Source organism: Desulfotruncus arcticus DSM 17038 (assembly GCF_900113335.1).
In the GTDB taxonomy this organism is placed as follows: domain Bacteria; phylum Bacillota; class Desulfotomaculia; order Desulfotomaculales; family Desulfallaceae; genus Desulfotruncus; species Desulfotruncus arcticus.
The window spans coordinates 202,798-220,720 of record NZ_FOOX01000005.1 but is presented as its reverse complement, the minus strand read 5'-3'; the positions used below and the strand labels follow the sequence as shown (position 1 = coordinate 220,720).

The 17,923-nt window shown below is 45.5% G+C and carries 19 protein-coding genes; 18 read left to right on the top strand and 1 reads right to left on the bottom strand.

Annotated elements, in window-relative coordinates:
• The first annotated feature begins 85 nt into the window (after positions 1 to 85).
• Entirely contained in the window at positions 86 to 868 is a 783-nt protein-coding gene (gene codY, locus BM056_RS09090) for a GTP-sensing pleiotropic transcriptional regulator CodY (protein ID WP_092470894.1), read from the top strand.
• Between the two features lie 42 nt (positions 869 to 910).
• Here the strand turns inward: codY and BM056_RS25850 are convergent, their stop codons facing one another.
• Positions 911 to 1,099 (bottom strand): hypothetical protein, encoded by a 189-nt coding sequence (locus BM056_RS25850; protein WP_131820745.1) that lies wholly within the window; start codon positions 1,097 to 1,099, stop codon positions 911 to 913.
• 225 nt (positions 1,100 to 1,324) lie between these two features.
• Here BM056_RS25850 and rpsB point away from each other — a divergent pair, with 225 nt between their 5' ends.
• The 17 genes from rpsB (at position 1,325) to infB (ending at position 17,907) form a co-directional block, all read left to right on the top strand.
• The gene (gene rpsB, locus BM056_RS09085; protein ID WP_092470892.1) at positions 1,325 to 2,023 is read left to right on the top strand and encodes a 30S ribosomal protein S2; all 699 of its coding nucleotides are present in this window, start codon (positions 1,325 to 1,327) and stop codon (positions 2,021 to 2,023) included.
• Positions 2,024 to 2,143: 120 nt separating this feature from the next.
• Positions 2,144 to 2,797: a translation elongation factor Ts gene (tsf, locus tag BM056_RS09080; RefSeq protein WP_092470890.1), complete on the top strand. Its 654-nt coding sequence runs from the start codon at positions 2,144 to 2,146 to the stop codon at positions 2,795 to 2,797.
• A gap of 65 nt (positions 2,798 to 2,862) precedes the next feature.
• Positions 2,863 to 3,606 (top strand): UMP kinase, encoded by a 744-nt coding sequence (gene pyrH, locus BM056_RS09075; protein ID WP_092470888.1) that lies wholly within the window; start codon positions 2,863 to 2,865, stop codon positions 3,604 to 3,606.
• Positions 3,578 to 4,153: a ribosome recycling factor gene (gene frr / locus BM056_RS09070; RefSeq protein WP_092470886.1), complete on the top strand. Its 576-nt coding sequence runs from the start codon at positions 3,578 to 3,580 to the stop codon at positions 4,151 to 4,153. The genes pyrH and frr overlap by 29 nt, the downstream gene beginning before the upstream one ends.
• 209 nt (positions 4,154 to 4,362) lie before the next feature.
• Entirely contained in the window at positions 4,363 to 4,530 is a 168-nt protein-coding gene (gene fdxA / locus BM056_RS09065) for a 4Fe-4S ferredoxin (RefSeq protein WP_092470884.1), read from the top strand.
• A 132-nt stretch (positions 4,531 to 4,662) separates the two neighbouring features.
• Positions 4,663 to 5,388, top strand: coding sequence for an undecaprenyl pyrophosphate synthase (gene uppS, locus BM056_RS09060; protein ID WP_337833498.1), 726 nt, complete (start codon positions 4,663 to 4,665; stop codon positions 5,386 to 5,388).
• Positions 5,389 to 5,407: 19 nt separating this feature from the next.
• Positions 5,408 to 6,196, top strand: coding sequence for a phosphatidate cytidylyltransferase (locus BM056_RS09055; RefSeq protein WP_092470880.1), 789 nt, complete (start codon positions 5,408 to 5,410; stop codon positions 6,194 to 6,196).
• 12 nt (positions 6,197 to 6,208) lie between these two features.
• Positions 6,209 to 7,288, top strand: coding sequence for a sporulation integral membrane protein YtvI (gene ytvI, locus BM056_RS09050; protein ID WP_092470878.1), 1,080 nt, complete (start codon positions 6,209 to 6,211; stop codon positions 7,286 to 7,288).
• Positions 7,289 to 7,403: 115 nt separating this feature from the next.
• Positions 7,404 to 8,564, top strand: a complete 1,161-nt coding sequence (locus BM056_RS09045) for a 1-deoxy-D-xylulose-5-phosphate reductoisomerase (protein WP_092470876.1) — start codon at positions 7,404 to 7,406, stop codon at positions 8,562 to 8,564.
• A gap of 26 nt (positions 8,565 to 8,590) precedes the next feature.
• Positions 8,591 to 9,631, top strand: a complete 1,041-nt coding sequence (rseP, locus tag BM056_RS09040) for an RIP metalloprotease RseP (protein ID WP_092470875.1) — start codon at positions 8,591 to 8,593, stop codon at positions 9,629 to 9,631.
• A 13-nt stretch (positions 9,632 to 9,644) separates the two neighbouring features.
• Positions 9,645 to 10,709: a flavodoxin-dependent (E)-4-hydroxy-3-methylbut-2-enyl-diphosphate synthase gene (ispG, locus tag BM056_RS09035; RefSeq protein ID WP_092470873.1), complete on the top strand. Its 1,065-nt coding sequence runs from the start codon at positions 9,645 to 9,647 to the stop codon at positions 10,707 to 10,709.
• Positions 10,709 to 12,424, top strand: coding sequence for a proline--tRNA ligase (locus BM056_RS09030; protein WP_092470871.1), 1,716 nt, complete (start codon positions 10,709 to 10,711; stop codon positions 12,422 to 12,424). The genes ispG and BM056_RS09030 overlap by 1 nt, the downstream gene beginning before the upstream one ends.
• Before the next feature lie 367 nt (positions 12,425 to 12,791).
• On the top strand, positions 12,792 to 13,286 hold the full coding sequence (rimP, locus tag BM056_RS09025; protein WP_092470870.1) for a ribosome maturation factor RimP: 495 nt from the start codon (positions 12,792 to 12,794) through the stop codon (positions 13,284 to 13,286).
• A 202-nt stretch (positions 13,287 to 13,488) separates the two neighbouring features.
• Positions 13,489 to 14,571, top strand: a complete 1,083-nt coding sequence (nusA, locus tag BM056_RS09020; RefSeq protein WP_092470868.1) for a transcription termination factor NusA — start codon at positions 13,489 to 13,491, stop codon at positions 14,569 to 14,571.
• 12 nt (positions 14,572 to 14,583) lie between these two features.
• The gene (gene rnpM / locus BM056_RS09015) at positions 14,584 to 14,853 is read left to right on the top strand and encodes an RNase P modulator RnpM (protein WP_092470866.1); all 270 of its coding nucleotides are present in this window, start codon (positions 14,584 to 14,586) and stop codon (positions 14,851 to 14,853) included.
• Positions 14,850 to 15,179 carry a L7Ae/L30e/S12e/Gadd45 family ribosomal protein gene (locus BM056_RS09010; protein ID WP_092470864.1) on the top strand — a complete coding sequence of 110 codons (330 nt, stop codon included), beginning with the start codon at positions 14,850 to 14,852 and terminating at the stop codon, positions 15,177 to 15,179. The genes rnpM and BM056_RS09010 overlap by 4 nt, the downstream gene beginning before the upstream one ends.
• 16 nt (positions 15,180 to 15,195) lie before the next feature.
• Positions 15,196 to 17,907, top strand: a complete 2,712-nt coding sequence (gene infB, locus BM056_RS09005; protein ID WP_092470862.1) for a translation initiation factor IF-2 — start codon at positions 15,196 to 15,198, stop codon at positions 17,905 to 17,907.
• The last annotated feature ends 16 nt before the right edge of the window (positions 17,908 to 17,923 follow it).

Here is a 17,923-nt window from a genome sequence, read left to right as displayed (position 1 = left end):
TTTATTTTGGTTTTGACAGCCAACAAAAGTCTTATTACAATACGATGTTATAACGATGTTATAGTGTAAGAAAGAGGCGATGTAGTTGCGTGGATTATTGGAAAAAACTCGTTCAATTAATAAGGTTTTGCAAAAATCAGCTGGTTACCCTGTAGATTTTAAAGAAATTGCAGCAATTTTGAGCGAAAATATTGTGTGTAGTGTTTACATTTTAGACCGCCGCGGTAAAGTATTAGGCTTTACCTATCTAAAAGGCTTTGTCTGTGAAACCATGGAAGACATCGTTGAGTCACCGGCAGGTTTCCCGGTTGATTACAATCAAAATTTATTGACTATCAATGAAACCCATGCCAATATCTGTCAAACATTAAATGCTTGCGCATTTAATCATGACAAACGTTGCGAATACAACAAGATAACCACAGTAGTACCCATTGTCGGTGCCGGCAGCAGACTCGGCACACTGGTATTGGCCAAGTATACCGATAACTTCACTGACGAGGACCTTATCCTGGCGGAATTAGGTGCAACAGTTGTGGGCATGGAGATACTGAAGGCCCGTCAAGACCGGATGGAAGAAGAGGCGCGGAAACGTGCCGCTGTCCAGATTGCTCTGGGAACTCTTTCCTATTCCGAACTAGATGCCGTACGTCACATTTTTAAGCAATTAGAAGGTGATGAAGGCCTGCTGGTGGCAAGTAAAATTGCTGACCGGGTTGGTATTACCAGATCCGTAATCGTAAATGCACTGCGCAAATTTGAAAGCGCCGGTGTTATTGAATCCAAGTCACTGGGGATGAAAGGCACCTATATCAAAGTTTTAAACGATCGCCTGCTGGAAGAATTGGAAAGATTGCAACAACATTAAAAACAACAAACAATGAAAGAACAGCTTTAGGGCTGTTCTTTTTTATGTTTGAAACTCTGATGACATAGGATGAAGAATCGATACCGTTGGCAAGGCGATCCGGCGGCTTCCCGGAGTAAATGAAGCACTGGATGCGTTCCATAGCCCGTCAAATCCAGAAAGCTTGACCCCGGAAGGGCGTAAAGCTACTCCGGGCTGTTTGTTGTAAGCGTTATACACAAGTAGCTTCACGAACTATAAGGAAAATGCGTAGCGCACGGAGGGATCCACCGGAGCGCCAGATATAAGTAACGTAAGAATTATCCTAGCTTCTTGCCTTTGCGCCAAGTATGTGTTAAAATACTTGCTGGTGTTAAATACACACGTTACCTGATTTCAACAGGTGGTCCCCTGCTTGGGGTCCTGTGAAAAAATGACGGTGGCGGAGGAAAAACCGGTGGGGGAGGAGGTGTAGTAATGGCTGTTATTTCAATGAAACAATTATTGGAGGCCGGGGTTCATTTTGGTCACCAGACTCGTAGATGGAATCCCAAAATGGCTCCTTACATTTTTACAGACCGCAATGGCATTTATATCATTGACTTGCAAAAGACTGTCAAAATGGTTGAGGAAGCTTATAATTTTGTTAAATCCGTCGTTCAGGACGGCGGCAGCATTCTTTTTGTCGGCACCAAGAAACAGGCCCAAGAATCCGTTAAGGATGAAGCTGAACGGTGCGGTATGTATTACGTTAATCAGCGCTGGTTGGGAGGTATGCTTACAAACTTCCAAACCATTCGCAGGCGGATAGACAGGCTGCAAGAGCTCGAAAAAATGGAACAAAATGGGACCATGGAAAAACTGCCTAAAAAAGAAGTTGCTGAGCTCCTGCATGAGAAGGAGAGACTAAACAAGTTCTTAGGCGGCATCAAGGATATGCGCAAGCTGCCCCAGGCAATTTTCATCATTGACCCGCGTAAAGAAAGAATTGCCGTGGCAGAAGGTCGTAAATTGGGTATCCCCATTATTGCGATAGTAGATACAAATTGTGATCCCGATGAAGTTGATTATATCATTCCCGGCAACGATGATGCCATCCGGGCGGTTAAACTCTTAACCAGCAAGATGGCAGAAGCGGTTCTCGAGGGAAAACAGGGAGAACAAATGGCTGAATAATAATGGTGGGGGATATGCCCGTTAGGGTAACCCCTGCCTTTTTTCTGTGTTTTTAACCAGGTAAAATAGGTTATAATATTAGATTATCAGGAAATAAATGGCTAAAGGAGGAGATGTTCTGTGGCAGAAATAACTGCTGCTATGGTTAAAGATTTACGGGAAAAAACCGGTGCTGGTATGATGGACTGCAAAAAAGCGCTGGTAGCCACCGGTGGCGATATGGATAAAGCCGTTGATTTCTTACGTGAAAAAGGTCTTTCTGCGGCCGCGAAAAAATCAGGAAGAATAACAGCCGAAGGTTTGGTTGAATCCTACATCCATGCCGGCGGCAAAATTGGCGTTCTTCTTGAAGTCAACTGTGAAACCGATTTTGTGGCCAAAACCGATGAATTTAAGACACTGGTCAGAGATATTGCCATGCAAATAGCTGCTGCCCGTCCGGAATACGTAAACAAGGAAGAGGTCCCCGAGCCGGTTGTGGCCAAGGAAAAAGAAATCTTAGCCGCTCAAGCGGCAAATGAGGGGAAACCGGAAAAAATCATTCAAAAGATGGTTGAGGGGCGTATTGAAAAATTTTATAAGGAAATCTGTTTATTGGAGCAGCCATTCATTAAAGATTCCGATAAGACTGTGAAACAATTGATCACAGAAAAAATCGCCACTATCGGAGAAAATATTTCTGTGCGCAGGTTTGTTCGCTACGAGCTTGGAGAAGGCCTGGAGAAAAGGAAAGATGATTTTGCAGCAGAAGTTATGGCTCAGGCTCAAAAATAAATTAAGTGGAAAAGGATTTAAAATTTTCTTGTTGAATAAAGGTGGAACGGGAGGTTTTTATCCCTATGGATGTGCCCGAACAGGTTCCCAGCTATAAAAGGGTCATATTAAAACTCAGCGGTGAAGCATTGGCTGGTACCATGGGTTATGGTATTGACCCGGAAGTGGTTTACTCTATAGCCGTTCAAATTAAAGAAGTAGTTCAACTAGGTGTTGAAGTTGCCATAGTAGTTGGCGGCGGAAATATTTGGCGGGGAGTTGCAGGCAGCACCAAAGGTATGGACAGGGCTACCGCGGATTACATGGGAATGCTGGCCACGGTAATTAATTCCCTGGCTTTACAGGATGCATTAAGTAAGCACGAAGTTGATACCAGGGTGCAAACAGCCATTGAAATGCGCGAAGTGGCCGAGCCGTACATTCGCAGGCGAGCAATCCGGCATCTGGAAAAGGGACGGGTAGTTATATTTGCTGCGGGTACCGGTAACCCTTATTTTTCAACCGATACCACTGCAGCGCTCCGGGCGGCTGAAGTAGAAGCTGAAGTAATATTAATGGCCAAGCGGGTGGATGGGGTTTATGATTCTGACCCGCTTAAAAACGTCAATGCCAAGAAATTTGGCAATCTTAGTTATATTGACGTTTTGAATAAAGGGCTTGGTGTAATGGATTCTACCGCTACCTCCCTATGTATGGACAATAAAATTCCACTTATAGTCTTCAATTTAAATGAAAATGGGAATATCAAAAAGGCTGTCTTGGGACAAAATGTCGGAACTTATGTTGGAGGTGGTACAATTGGCGAATAACGCGATTTCCGATGCAGAGAAAAATATGATGAAAACGGTTGAAGTGCTTACCAAAGAATTCGCCACAATGCGGGCAGGTAGAGCCACACCGTCTTTGCTGGAAAAGATAATGGTTCAGTATTACGGAACCCCTACTCCAATAAACCAGCTGGCCAATATCAGTGCCCCGGAAGCCAGATTGCTGGTGGTGCAGCCCTGGGATAAAACTGTTCTGCCGGATCTGGAAAAGGCTATATTAAAATCGGATTTGGGTATAACTCCGGCCAGCGACGGAAACGTTATTAGATTGGCCATACCACAGCTTACCCAGGAAAGAAGAACTGAACTGGTTAAGGTAATTAAGAAGAAGGCTGAAGAAGGTCGCGTGGCTGTGCGCAATATTCGCAGAGATGCCAACGACACCTTAAAAAGCCAGCAAAAAAACGGGGAGATTTCAGAGGACGAACAGCGCCGGCTGCAAGATGAAGTTCAAAAGCTTACGGATAAATACATAAAAGAAATCGATGGCCTGCTTGCAGCAAAAGAAAAAGAAATAATGACCGTATAGCATGAAATGTGAGGGACTCCTGGCATTGGAGCTTAATCAAGCGGTAGACTTATGTCGTTCAGCCGGTATGAATGTAAATATAGCATATACAACCCCTCCTAGAGGTGAACCGGGGGGACATTATAGAGTTGTGCGTTGTAAAATGACTGCCGAAAAGGTATTCTTGATAGCAGCCAGGGAAATTGCAATGAAAGGAGGTGTGGTTAGTAGTGGCCTATAAAATTACAGATGAGTGCTTGGCCTGCGGTACCTGTTTAGAATCCTGTCCCAACGAGGCTATTGTTGAAGGAGATACTTATTCAATCGACCCGGACAAATGTGAGAACTGCGGAACATGTATAGAAGAGTGTCCTACCGGAGCAATTATTGAGGAATAAGCGAATAAACCCCCTCGTTTTCCGGAGGGGGTTGTTTTATAAAAGGAGGAGCGGGGTAAATTGTTTAAACGGTTGCGAGGCATCCTCCGCAAAGGAAACGTTAAAGATGGCATAGATAATTCAGAGGATTATTTGGAAAAATTAGATATTGCAAGGCTTCCCGCCCATGTGGCTATAATCATGGACGGCAATGGACGATGGGCAATAAAAAGAGGAATGCCACGATCGTTTGGACATAGAGCCGGTGTCAAAGCTTTGCGTCAAATCGTTGAAGCCAGCGTGGAATTAAAGCTGAAACATTTAACTGTTTATGCATTTTCAACGGAAAACTGGAAAAGACCCCGGGAAGAAGTAAATATACTTATGAATTTATTGGTTGAATACCTTCATAAGGAGATCGAGTCACTTTGTGAAAATAATGTCAAAATTAATCCGATGGGGATTATCTCTGAACTGCCCCAGCACGCTCGCGACGCTGTTGCTATGGCCATTGAAAGAAGCAAGAATAACACAGGATTATGTTTCAATATCGCCTTAAATTACGGTGGTAGGACGGAATTATTGATGGCGGTTAAGGAAATCGGTCAAAAACTACTAAATGGCGAATTGGAATTTGCAAAAATCGATGAACAAGCGATTGCCAATCATCTGTTTACCGCAGGCCAACCAGATCCAGACTTGTTAATCAGGCCATCCGGTGATTACAGAGTAAGTAACTTTTTACTTTGGCAGCTGGCTTATACCGAGTTTTGGTTAACTGATACAATGTGGCCTGATTTTAACAAAACAGAGTTTTTTAAGGCGCTGTTGGATTATCAAAGACGGGAAAGACGTTACGGCGGTTTGTTGCATAAATAAAAACCTGGTTGGTGATTTGGTGCTCTGGCATAGGATTATTAGTGCTTTTATAGGTATACCATTGTTTCTGGCTGCGGTTTGGTACGGAGGATTACCCCTGCTGGTTTTAACCGCAGCATTAATGTTATTGGGGATCTGGGAAATTAGTAGGATCTTTGCGCGAATTGATTTAAAGGTACCTTGTTTATTGGCAATGTCTAGTTGTCTTTTTCTGCTAGTTTTGGCATATCATTATCAAGAGGGCTATTCCGGCGTGGCGGTCGTTGCGATAATAATAGCTGTTTTTCTTGCAATGGTAATGCAATACCCCCGTTTTACACCTATTGATGCAGCTGTGACTTTGCTTAGTATTTTCTATGTTGGACTTATAATTTATTTATTTTTAATCAGTACATATGATAATGGATTTATATGGTTGCTTATATTGTTGGTATGTACGTGGGCCAGCGATACGTTTGCTTATTTAATCGGACGCAAATGGGGCAAACATCCTCTGGCGCCCGCATTAAGCCCTGGTAAAACACTGGAAGGGTCCGTGGGGGGGATTTTGGGGGGGATTATTACGGCATTTGCTGTTACCGTTTTTACAAGGGATTTACCTTTTCTGCCCGTGCTGTTAATAGGATTTATTATAGGTATTACCGCCCAGGCCGGCGATTTGGTGGAATCAGCAATCAAGCGTCAGGCCGGCATCAAGGATTCAGGAAACCTTATTCCCGGACACGGGGGAATATTGGACCGCTTTGACAGCATGCTTTTTACGGCCCCCTTTGTTTTTTATTATGTAGGCAAGGTGATTTTAAACTGAGGTGAATCTTTCGTGCCACGAACGATAAAAAATATACTCTACGTACTGGCAGCTGCAGTAACGATTTTAGCAGGATATTGCGTTATTAAATATGTACTGCCTGAAGCATTAACCTGGTTAAAATTTATCATTTTGGTTTTGTTTCCCTTTTTACTTGCGGCAATTTTCAGCATGCTCATGGAGCCGTTGGTTGAAATCGTGAGCAGAGGGGGCAGGATTCCTCGCCTGCTGTCTGTCCCAATTGCCATGCTGCTTTTTTTCGGAGGCATTGGCACGGTGCTTACATTTTTTGTTTTAAGACTGGTTCAAGAGCTTAATGACCTGTCGCTGGTGCTGCCGGATAAATTAGAAACCATTGAAAATTTTACAGATTTGTGGTTTAAAAAAGGTGTGCTGTTTTACGGCACTTTGCCCAAAAGCGTAACCAGCAATATGCGTGATACTATAGAAAAATTGACCAATTCCTTGCAACAATGGATAAGCGATCTCATTGCTGTATTAATTCATTTAATCAGTGTTGTCCCTGGTGCTATCATGGTACTGCTGATCAGCATAATTGCAACTTATTTTTTCAGCAAAGACCGGGACAAAATTGTGGAATTTTGGTTAAGAATAATTCCTCACCCTTGGGGAGAAAGGACATTGCAAATTAGCCGGCAGGTGGCCGGGGCTTTCCAGGCTTACGTTCGGGCACAGTTTATTCTCATTTCGATAACCACTGTTATAAGCATTGTGGGATTATATTTAATAGGTACTGAATACGCACTTACTTTAGGTTTATTGGTTGGAATATTTGACATGATCCCGGTATTGGGGCCGGGCACTATTTATATACCGTGGGCGATTTGGGCGTTCGTGACCGGTAATGTCGTTTTAGGTTTAAAACTTACTGCTTTGTATCTATTGGTAATGGTGGTGCGGGCGGTCATGGAGGCCAAAGTTGTAGCTGCCAATCTGGGCTTGCATCCACTGGTGGTGCTTCTGGCCATGTATATAGGATTAAAAATGATCGGGGTAATGGGGCTTGTATTGGGTCCGCTGATAGTTATCGGGGTTCAGGCCACCATTACTGCGCTATCGGCTGAAAAATAATTGCTGAGGAGTCAGTAATCAGTAGTCAGAATGAGAGAATAAGTATTCAAATTCTGACTACTGACTCCTGAATTCTGACTACTGATTAATATTAAATTTCTTAATGGGGAGAATTATGAAACAGATTGTCATTTTGGGTAGCACGGGCTCAATTGGCCGGCAGGCGCTGCAGGTGGTGGATCAATTTGCTGAGGAGATCAGGCCGGTAGCATTGGCCGCCGGTAAAAATCGAGATTTGCTGTTACGGCAGGTGTTAAAGTATAAACCCCGACTAGTCTCTTTGTATAGTAAAGAAGACGCGTGCTGGCTCAGGGACAAAATACCGGATACAAAGGGCATTGATATTCTTTTTGGCCGGGAGGGGCTTATGGCTGCGGCCTCCTTGCAGGGTGCAGACACTGTATTAACCGCCATATCTGGTGCCGTCGGCCTGGAGCCTACAGTGGCAGCCATTGAAAATGGTAAAAATATAGCCCTGGCCAATAAAGAAACCCTTGTAGCTGCCGGACAGTTGGTCATGGAAATTGCCCGGCAGCGTGGGGTAAAGATTTTGCCGGTGGACAGTGAACACTCTGCTGTTTGGCAGTGTTTAAACGGAGAAGATTCTTCCGCTCTCGCAACGATATTGCTTACGGCTTCCGGTGGTCCGTTTCGTAAAACGGATGCAGCTCTGATGGCAGATATAACACCTGCAATGGCGCTGAGTCACCCCAACTGGCAGATGGGTCCGAAAATAACGGTTGATTCGGCCACCTTAATGAATAAGGGTCTGGAAGTTATAGAAGCCAGGTGGTTGTTTAATGTACAGTATGATAATATAAATGTTGTGATACACCCGGAAAGCATTATCCATTCTATGGTGGAATTTGTAGACGGTTCGGTTATCGCGCAAATGGGTGTGCCGGACATGAAACTGCCCATTCAATACGCGCTGTTTTATCCCAAACGGCAGGCTGGAGATGTAACCAGATTGCACTGGCCGGTTCGCAACCTGACCTTTGAGGAGCCCGACTACAAACGTTTCCCGGCACTGGCCCTGGCTTACCAGGCAGGCAGAACAGGGGGGACAATGCCTGCTGTAATGAATGCCGCTAATGAAATTGCGGTGGCTGCATTCCTTGCCAATAAGATTAGCTTTACTTCCATCCCCAGGCTTGTGGAAGAAGTAATGAGTAAACACGATTCTCTGACTTATAACTCCGTGGAAGAAGTTTTGGCGATAGATTCTTGGGCCCGTTCTGCGGCTGAAGGATCCTTGCATCGATATTTAATTTAGATTTTTACCGCAAAGGATGAAGATATATGGCTACTTTTTGGGCGTCTATTTTTGTTTTCGGGATACTGATTTTTTTTCACGAGCTGGGACACTTTGCCGTGGCTAAAGCCGTGGGAATAAAGGTTCACGAGTTCAGTTTGGGTTTCGGGCCTAAACTTGTAGGAGTAGCCCGGGGTGAAACTAATTACAACTTGCGTCTTTTTCCTCTTGGCGGGTTTGTCCGGATGGCCGGAATGGACCCTGAGGAAGAGGAAGTGGAAAAAGGAACAGGTTTTGGGGATAAGACTGTTTTACAGCGGGTTTCGGTAATTGTGGCCGGGCCGATTATGAACTTTTTCCTGGCGATTCTATTGCTGGCGTTGATTTTTATGTTTCAGGGCTATCCGGCGCCAAATACAACAATAAAAAGCATACTCCCCGGCCAACCGGCTGAAATTGCCGGCATTAAAGCCGGTGACAGAATAGACATGATCAACGACAAAAAAATGAACACCTGGGATGATATTACTGCGTCCATTAACAGTCATGCTGGAGAAAAAATAAGCGTATTAGTGATCAGGGAGCAAAAACCTGTCGAAATAACAGTTGTGCCTGAGGCAGGTGAAGGTGGCCGCGGGCTTATCGGCATTATGCCCGAACAGGAAATGAAACGATTAAACCCCCTGGCGGCAATTGCCACTGGTTTTAGCTTTACTGTTAAAGTTACAGTGTTAATCCTCAGTTTTATTGGTAAAATGATCACGGGCCAGGCTCCGGCCGATTTAGGCGGCCCGGTAAGGGTAATCTGGGAAATAGATCAGGCTGTGCAAACTGGTATATTTTATTTGCTGCAGTTGGCTGCATTTTTAAGCATCAACCTGGGATTGTTTAACCTGCTTCCGATTCCTGCGTTGGACGGCAGCAGAATTATGTTTCTGGGGTTCGAAGGTTTGAGAGGACGCCCGGTTGATCCTGCCAAAGAAAATTTTATCCACCTTGTTGGATTTGGCTTTTTACTGCTGTTGATAGTTTTTATCACATATAACGATATACTGCAGCTTTTTATTCAAAACCCGCAGGCCCCGTAAGGAGGAATTTTTAGTGATACGCAGGAAAAGCAGGCCGGTAAAAATGGGTAATGTTACGATAGGCGGCGACGCACCGGTTACCGTACAGTCCATGACCAATACAGATACCCGCAATGCTCTAGAGACAAGGAACCAGATTAACAAACTGGTGCAAGCCGGCTGTGAAATAATCAGGGTTGCAGTGCCCGACCTGGAAGCGGCGAGGGCATTGCCGCAAATTAAAAAAGGCCTGGATATTCCTCTGGTAGCAGATATCCATTTTGATTACCGCCTGGCGCTGGCCTCCCTGGAGGCCGGGGTAGAAGGCCTGCGCATTAATCCCGGCAACATCGGGGGCGCAGATAAAGTAGCGGCGGTGGTCAAGGAAGCAAAACGAAGAAACACCCCGATCAGAATCGGCGTTAATGCCGGTTCGCTGGAAAAGGATTTGGCAACCGGTGGTGCAGTTACACCTGAAGCCATGGTCCAAAGTGCCGTAAGGCATATAGCCATGCTGGAAAAGATGGACTTTTATGATATTAAAGTATCTTTAAAAGCATCCGACGTACCCCTGATGTTGGAAGCATACCGGCTGCTGGCAGGCAGGGTCGATTACCCTTTACATATTGGGGTTACAGAAGCGGGAACATTATTCCGGGGCAGCATCAAGTCAGCGGTGGGAATTGGTATTTTGTTATGGGAAGGTATTGGGGATACCGTCAGAGTCTCCCTTACCGGCGATCCTGTCCACGAAGTCAGGGCTGCCTATGAAATTTTAAAGTCTTTGGGGCTCAGACAGCGTGGCGTTGAAATTATATCATGCCCCACCTGCGGAAGGACGCAAATAGATTTAATTACCATTGCTGGTGAGGTGGAGGAGCGCTTGGCGGCGCTGGACAAGCCCCTGAAGGTTGCTGTTATGGGGTGCGTGGTAAATGGCCCGGGCGAGGCAAAGCATGCTGATGTGGGGATAGCAGGGGGCAAAGGGGAAGGACTAATATTCCGCAAGGGTAAGGTTATCCGAAAGGTTAAGGAAGAGTTTCTTGTAGAAGAACTTATTAAGGAAATAGATCAGATTATAGGCGGGAGGAATCTTTAATGAGGGTATCGCAGTTATTAATGCCGACCCTACGGGAGGTGCCGGCCGAAGCAGAAGTAATCAGCCACCAGCTGTTGCTCAGGGCCGGGTTTATTCGAAAGGCCGCTGCAGGTGTATATACTCTTTTACCGCTGGCCTGGCGTGTAGTCCGTAAAATTGAGCAAATAGTCAGGGAGGAAATGGACCGGCAGGGTGGTCAGGAAATTATGATGCCCATTATTCAGCCTGCGGAACTATGGCAGGAATCGGGGCGCTGGGATGTTTACGGACCTGAATTATTCCGGCTCAAAGACAGGCACGGCAGAGATTTTTGCCTTGGCCCCACTCACGAAGAAATAATCACCGCTCTAATTAGGGGTGAGATAAATTCCTATAAACAATTGCCGCTGTTACTGTACCAAATGCAAAATAAATACAGGGATGAGCGCCGCCCCAGGTTTGGCCTGTTAAGGGGCAGGGAATTTATTATGAAGGACCTTTATTCCTTTGACCGGGATGAAGCCGGGCTGGACGTCAGTTATAATAAAATGTATGAAGCCTACACCAATGTTTTTAACCGCTGTGGTTTAAATTTTCGTCCCGTTGTGGCTGATTCAGGTGCCATAGGCGGAAGCGGGTCACATGAATTTGCGGTGCTGGCGGATTCAGGCGAGGTTAACATATTATATTGTTCAGATGAAGAATGCGGTTATGCTGCCAATGAAGAGAGAGCAGAAGCTGTTCCACCGGCAGCGGGTGAAAAGGAGCCGCTGCTGGAGTTGAAAAAAATCCAGACACCAGGCTGCCGGACAATTGAAGAAATCTGTCTGTATCTGAAGTTGACGCCGCAAAAAATGATCAAAACTATCTTATATCAGACTGAAAAAGAAACCGTTGCGGCCATGGTCAGGGGCGACCGGGAAGTTAATGAAATTAAGCTGTATAACGCCTTAGGCTGCGTCCGGTTGGAGATGGCGGATGAAAAAATAGTCAGGGACGCTACCGGTGCTCAAACCGGCTACATGGGGCCGGTTGGCCTGAATGGAATCAAGCTGGTGGCGGATAATGAAGTTATGCTGATGGTTAACGGCATAGCCGGCGCCAATGAAGATGACCATCACCTGGCCAATGTAAATCCGGATCGGGATTTTAAGCCCCATATGGTTAAAGATATCCGACTGGTTAAAGCAGGAGAGCCATGCCCTAATTGCGGGGAGGCTTTGTTGGAAGCCAGGGGTATCGAAGTGGGCCAAATTTTTAAACTTCGTGATAAATACAGTAAAGTGTTGGGCGCAACTTTTCTTGATGAAAACGGTAAAGCCAAACCTTTCGTCATGGGCTGTTACGGCATTGGCGTAACCAGGACCATGGCGGCCGCAGTTGAACAGAATCACGATGATAAAGGCATCATCTGGCCTGTGCAAATCGCTCCTTATCATGTTATTGTGGTGCCCATCAGCAACAAAGATCAGGAACAGGTGCAGACGGCGGAAAAGCTATATCAAGATCTTGTCGCGGCCGGAATTGAAACGGTATTGGATGATAGACCTGACAGGGCCGGGGTGAAATTTAAGGATGCCGACCTGGTGGGCTATCCCTTTCGCATCACTGTGGGGTCTAAAGGCCTGGCCGAAGGCAAGGTGGAATTTTATTCACGCTGTAAGGGAGAAGTAGCAATGGTACCACTGAACAATATTGTGGAAACTGTTAGGTCCTGGTTGCAAGCGGAAGGTTAACAACTGCCAAACCGTTCAGGTAATGCCCGAATATCATTACCTTGCCAAGTTTTTTCTATTATGATATAATTGTTTTTGTTTAGTGATCCGGTATCTATTTTCACCAGAGAGTATTTTTTAAGGAGTGGGTATTACCCACTCTTTCGTCTTATAATAAGGAAAGGGGACACACCCCTTCGGGGAATGTCCCCCGATTCTGAAGTGATTATATCTTCGCACAGCCTGTAAGATCCCGCCCTCTTAGGTCGAGGATTAACAGGCTGTAAGCTCGAAATAAGTGCGACTAAGGTTCAGATGGGGTCAAAAACCCCACCTGAACCAAGTCTTCTTTATTGGATTACTAAATATTTTGCGAGGAGGTTCTTAATTGAGTAAGGGCAACGTTGTAAAAACTATAGAGGAAATTGTTGCTCCGGTAATTTCTGATGTTGGCTTTGAACTTGTGGATGTTCAGTATGTAAAAGAAGGTGGCAATTGGTACCTTAGGATTTTTATAGATAAGCCGGGTGGCATTGGGCTGGCAGATTGTCAATTGGTATCTGAAAGAATAGACCCTTTGCTGGATGAAAAGGACCCCATCCCGCAATCCTATTTGCTGGAAGTATCTTCTCCGGGTCTTGATCGGCCGCTAAAAAAATTGGCTGATTTTGAACGTTTTACCGGAGAAGGGATTAAATTGACCACGTTTGTGCCTGTTGAGGGGAAACGAAAGTTTACGGGTAAGCTTGTGCATGCAAGCAACCATTCGGTTACCCTGGAATCAGAGGGCCTAAATGTGGTCATTCCTATGGATTCTCTAGCTTCGGCGCGCCTGATCTCGTTAACCGCCGCTAAGACTCCCGCCTCTACAGGCGGGAGTTAAGCGGCGATAAACTCGAAATAAGTGCGACTAAGGTTCAGGTGGGGTCAAAACCCCACCTGAACCAAGTCTTCTTTATGGGGGCAGTCTAAAAGAAACTGAGGGCAACTGCCCAGCTGAAGGGAAGCGATTGTCCAAAAAACAATCGATAATTATTAAGCCGCTTTGCTAATAAAGCTTGCGGCTTTGGAGGGAAACGTTAAAAATGAGCACCGAGTTTTTAGATGCGCTCAAAGACCTGGTAAAAGAAAAAGGTATTACAGTTGAAGTTTTGCTTGAAGCAATCGAAGCGGCATTACTTTCCGCTTATAAAAGAAATTTTGGTTCTTTGCAAAACGCTAAAGTATACATTGACCGGGAGACAGGTGAGTGCAAAGTTTTTGCTCAGCGTACCGTAGTAGAACATGTTGAAGACCCCAGATTGGAAATAGCTGTTGAAGAAGCCAAAACAATAGATCCCAGGTATGAAATTGAAGACATGGTTGAAACCGAAGTCACGCCCAAAAACTTCGGCAGAATAGCGGCGCAAACGGCAAAACAGGTGGTGGTTCAGCGTATTCGCGAGGCAGAACGAAACATTATCTATGAGGAATTTGCCAATCGCGATGGAGATATTATTAATGGTATTGTGCAGCGGATTGAACAAAAAAATGTATTCATAGAGCTTGGGAAGACAGAAGCAATACTGACTCCTACTGAGCAGATGCCCGGTGAAAGCTATAACCAGGGCACCAGGATTAAAGCCTACATTGTTGAAGTCAGGAAAACAACCAAGGGACCCCAAATTTTTGTTTCCCGAACTCATCCCGGTTTGCTCAAAAGACTTTTTGAACTTGAAGTGCCTGAACTGCAAGAGGGTGTGGTGGAGCTAAAGTCTGTGGCCAGGGAGGCCGGGCACCGGTCAAAAATAGCTGTATATTCAAGGGATGAAAATGTCGATCCGGTGGGTGCTTGCGTTGGCCCCAAGGGTATGCGTGTGCAAACCATAGTGAACGAATTAAACGGCGAGAAAATAGATATTATTAAGTGGGATAATGATCCTTCCAAGTTTATTGCCAGTTCGTTAAGCCCGGCCAAAGTTGTTGCTGTAGAAGTTTGGGAAGACGAGAAAATTGCCAGGGTTATCGTGCCTGATTATCAACTTTCGCTCGCCATTGGCAAGGAGGGACAAAACGCCCGTTTAGCAGCTAAATTAACAGGTTGGAAAATAGATATTAAGAGTGAAAGCCAAATGGCGGAATTATATCCGGAATATGAAGATCTGTTTGCCGAGGAATTTATGGAATAGGGGGTGTTGCTATTGCCCAAGATTAAAAAAATACCCCAGAGAATGTGCCTCGGCTGCCAGGAGATGAAATCCAAAAGGGAGTTAATCAGGGTAGTCCGGACACCGGAAGAAACCGTGGAAATCGATCCAACCGGTAAGCGTTCAGGAAGAGGGGCTTATGTCTGTCCAAATAATGAATGTCTGGAAAAGGCAATAAAAGGAAAAAGATTGGAGAAAGCATTAAAACAGCCAATTTCAAAGGAGATTAAAGAAAGTCTCTTTGAAAGGATGAACCGCCCATGACCTGCAAGTTGGCGGATATGCTTGGTTTATGCAGACGCGCCGGCAAGGTTATTAGCGGTGATACGGCGGTGCGCAACGGATTGTTGAAGAATGAAGTCAGACTGATAATAATTGCCAATGATGCAGCCATTAAAAGTAAGGATAATTATTTGCTTTTAGCAAAAGAAAATAATATTCCTGCTTTCTGCTACGCTTCAAAGAATGAGTTGGGTATTTTGTTGGGGAAAGCGCCGCGTACCGTGGTAGCGATTACTGATGAACAATTGGCCCGGGGTGTAGCCGGAGCGATGGAAAGGGGAGATAACGGAATATGTATGCCACAATAATTCGGAGGTGATGTGTATGGTTAAAAAAAGGGTCCATGAAGTTGCAAAGGAGCTTAACATAGAAAGTAAGGAAGTTATTCAACAACTAAGTAAAATGGGGGTTAAGGTGAAATCACACATGAGTACCCTGGAAGATAACGAGGCAGAACAAGTCTTAAACCATTTTAAAAGTCAGGAAAAAAGAGTGGATACAGTTAAGGTTCAACAAAGGAACAACGCTACCAGGGAAAGGGATACCTCCTCCAGGCATAGCGGTAATCAGAACAGAAGGAATAGGGCGGACAGAGGTCCCGGCTTAGTAGATCGTGTACCTTCAAGACCCCCCGACCGTAGATTTACGGAAAAACCGGCTCGTGCCAATGGCCCCGGAGGCGGTGCCGCAAATAATGTCGCCAAGCCCAAGCGGAGAGAAGAGTACTCCAGGCCGGTAAAGCAGGCTAATAATGCGCCTCCTCAGCAAAATCAGCAAACTCAGCCAAATCAAGGCCCTCCAAAGCGTACAGGTAACGCTGCCCACGAGCAGCAGCCCAGGCCTTTTGTGAGAAAACAACAGGAGCAGCAGCCAAGACAGGAACAGCAGAGGCCCGGACAACCAAGACAGCCCAGACCTGCTGAGCAAGCTAGGAGAAATGACCGCAATCAGCCTGCCAGGGATAAAGGCTTCAGCGATAAGCCCCAGCGCTTCCAGAAGAGCTTTGGCCAGCAGGGTGCGCCGGCGACCGGTCCCAAAATAAAAGCTGCTGAAAAGGGAAAACCGGATAAAATAAAAGCTCTGGAGAAAACTAAAGCGCAAGAGCGCATTAAACAAGTTGAAAAGCAAGCTTTCAAAGAGAAAGAAGTTAAAGGCAAGTTTGACAAAGGTAACCGTTTTGATAAATTTGACAACCGAAAAGCGGGTGGCAAGGGGCCCAGAAGGAAAAATTTTGCCCAACAAAAGCAGGCTCCTGTTAAAACTCCGGTCAAGGAGAAAAAACCTATTGTTATCGGCGAAAGCATTATCGTCAAATCACTGGCGGAAAAAATGTCTATCAGCGCCGGGGAAGTAATTAAGAAACTGATGGAGTTGGGGATTCTTGCCACCATCAACCAGGAAATCGATGCTGATACCGCAACACTAGTAGCTAATGATTTAGGTTTTCAGGTGGATATCAAAATCGAAGTTGATAAAGAAACAATGTTGGTTCAAGAGCAGGAAGACGCCCCGGATACACTGTTAGCAAGGCCATGTGTGGTTACGATCATGGGACACGTTGACCACGGTAAAACATCACTATTGGATGCCATTCGAAAAAGTAATGTTATAGCTACCGAGGCGGGAGGCATTACCCAGCATATAGGCGCATATCAGGTTGAACATAAAGGTAAAAAAATTACCTTTGTTGATACGCCGGGGCACGAGGCATTTACCGCAATGCGGGCCAGAGGAGCAAAAATTACCGATATAGCAATTCTGGTTGTGGCCGCAGATGACGGGGTTATGCCTCAGACCATTGAGGCAATTAACCACGCCCGGGCAGCAGAAGTTCCGATCATTGTGGCTGTCAATAAAATTGATAAAGAAGATGCCCAACCGGAAAAAGTTAAACGCCAGCTGACAGAGTACAATCTCGTCGCCGAAGAGTGGGGCGGGGAGACGATATTTGTTGAGGTATCTGCCAGGGAAAAGCAGAATCTAAATGAACTGTTGGAAATGATATTGCTGGTAGCCGAAATTGGCGAATATAAAGCTAATCCAAACCGCGCTGCCAGGGGAACTGTCATTGAGGCGGAACTGGATAAGGGCAGAGGGCCGGTGGCTACAGTTCTGGTGCAAAACGGAACCTTAAAGGTCGGTGATTTTATTATTGCCGGTGTTGCTTACGGTAAAGTGCGGGCTATGATGGATCACACCGGACGCAGGGTTAAGAAAGCCGGACCTTCAATGCCCGTTGAAGTGCTGGGTTTTTCGGAAGTACCGCCTGCGGGGGAACTCTTTTATGCGGTGGAAGATGAGAAACTTGGCAAACAGGTGATCGGAGAACGCCAGGTCAAAAAACGTGAGGAAGATCTTAAGGTAACTGCGCCTAAAGTATCCCTGGATGATTTATTTAATCAAATCCAGGAAGGGCAGGTTAAAGAGCTTAATATTATCATCAAGGCAGACGTTCAGGGCTCTGTTGAAGCCGTTAAACAGGCACTTCAGCAAATCAGTACTGAAGAAGTGCGCGTAAACGCGATCCACGGCGGTGTGGGAGCTGTTACTGAAACGGATATTATGCTGGCTTCCGCATCTAATGCAATAATCATTGGATTTAATGTCCGTCCGGATGTCAATGCCAGAAAGGCCCTCGAGGCTGAAAAAGTGGATATACGGCTTTATCGCGTTATTTACGATGCTATTGAGGACATCAAGGCAGCTATGAGCGGCCTGCTGGAACCGGAATATAAGGAAGTAATACTGGGCCGTGTGGAAGTACGTAAAACATTTAAGGTTTCCAAAGTCGGAACAATCGCCGGCTGTTATGTTACCGAGGGTAAAATTACCAGGGATTCCGGGATCAGGGTTATTCGCGACGGTATAGTTATCCACGAAGGAACTCTGGAGTCATTGAAGAGGTTTAAGGACGATGCGCGTGAAGTTAACCAGGGTTATGAGTGCGGCATGACCATAGAAAAATTTAACGACCTGAGAGAGGGAGACCAACTGGAAGCCTTTACCATGGAAGCTGTAAAACGTGAATTAGCATAAACTACAAGGGGGGATA

Excerpts from the sequence above, each read along its gene's own strand:
- rpsB (WP_092470892.1), top strand. The coding sequence starts at position 1,325 with ATGGCTGTTATTTCAATGAAACAATTATTGGAGGCCGGGGTTCATTTT.
- pyrH (WP_092470888.1), top strand. The coding sequence starts at position 2,863 with ATGGATGTGCCCGAACAGGTTCCCAGCTATAAAAGGGTCATATTAAAA.
- frr (WP_092470886.1), top strand. The coding sequence starts at position 3,578 with ATGTTGGAGGTGGTACAATTGGCGAATAACGCGATTTCCGATGCAGAG.
- BM056_RS09045 (WP_092470876.1), top strand. The coding sequence starts at position 7,404 with ATGAAACAGATTGTCATTTTGGGTAGCACGGGCTCAATTGGCCGGCAG.
- rseP (WP_092470875.1), top strand. The coding sequence starts at position 8,591 with ATGGCTACTTTTTGGGCGTCTATTTTTGTTTTCGGGATACTGATTTTT.
- BM056_RS09030 (WP_092470871.1), top strand. The coding sequence starts at position 10,709 with ATGAGGGTATCGCAGTTATTAATGCCGACCCTACGGGAGGTGCCGGCC.
- nusA (WP_092470868.1), top strand. The coding sequence starts at position 13,489 with ATGAGCACCGAGTTTTTAGATGCGCTCAAAGACCTGGTAAAAGAAAAA.
- BM056_RS09010 (WP_092470864.1), top strand. The coding sequence starts at position 14,850 with ATGACCTGCAAGTTGGCGGATATGCTTGGTTTATGCAGACGCGCCGGC.
- infB (WP_092470862.1), top strand. The coding sequence starts at position 15,196 with ATGGTTAAAAAAAGGGTCCATGAAGTTGCAAAGGAGCTTAACATAGAA.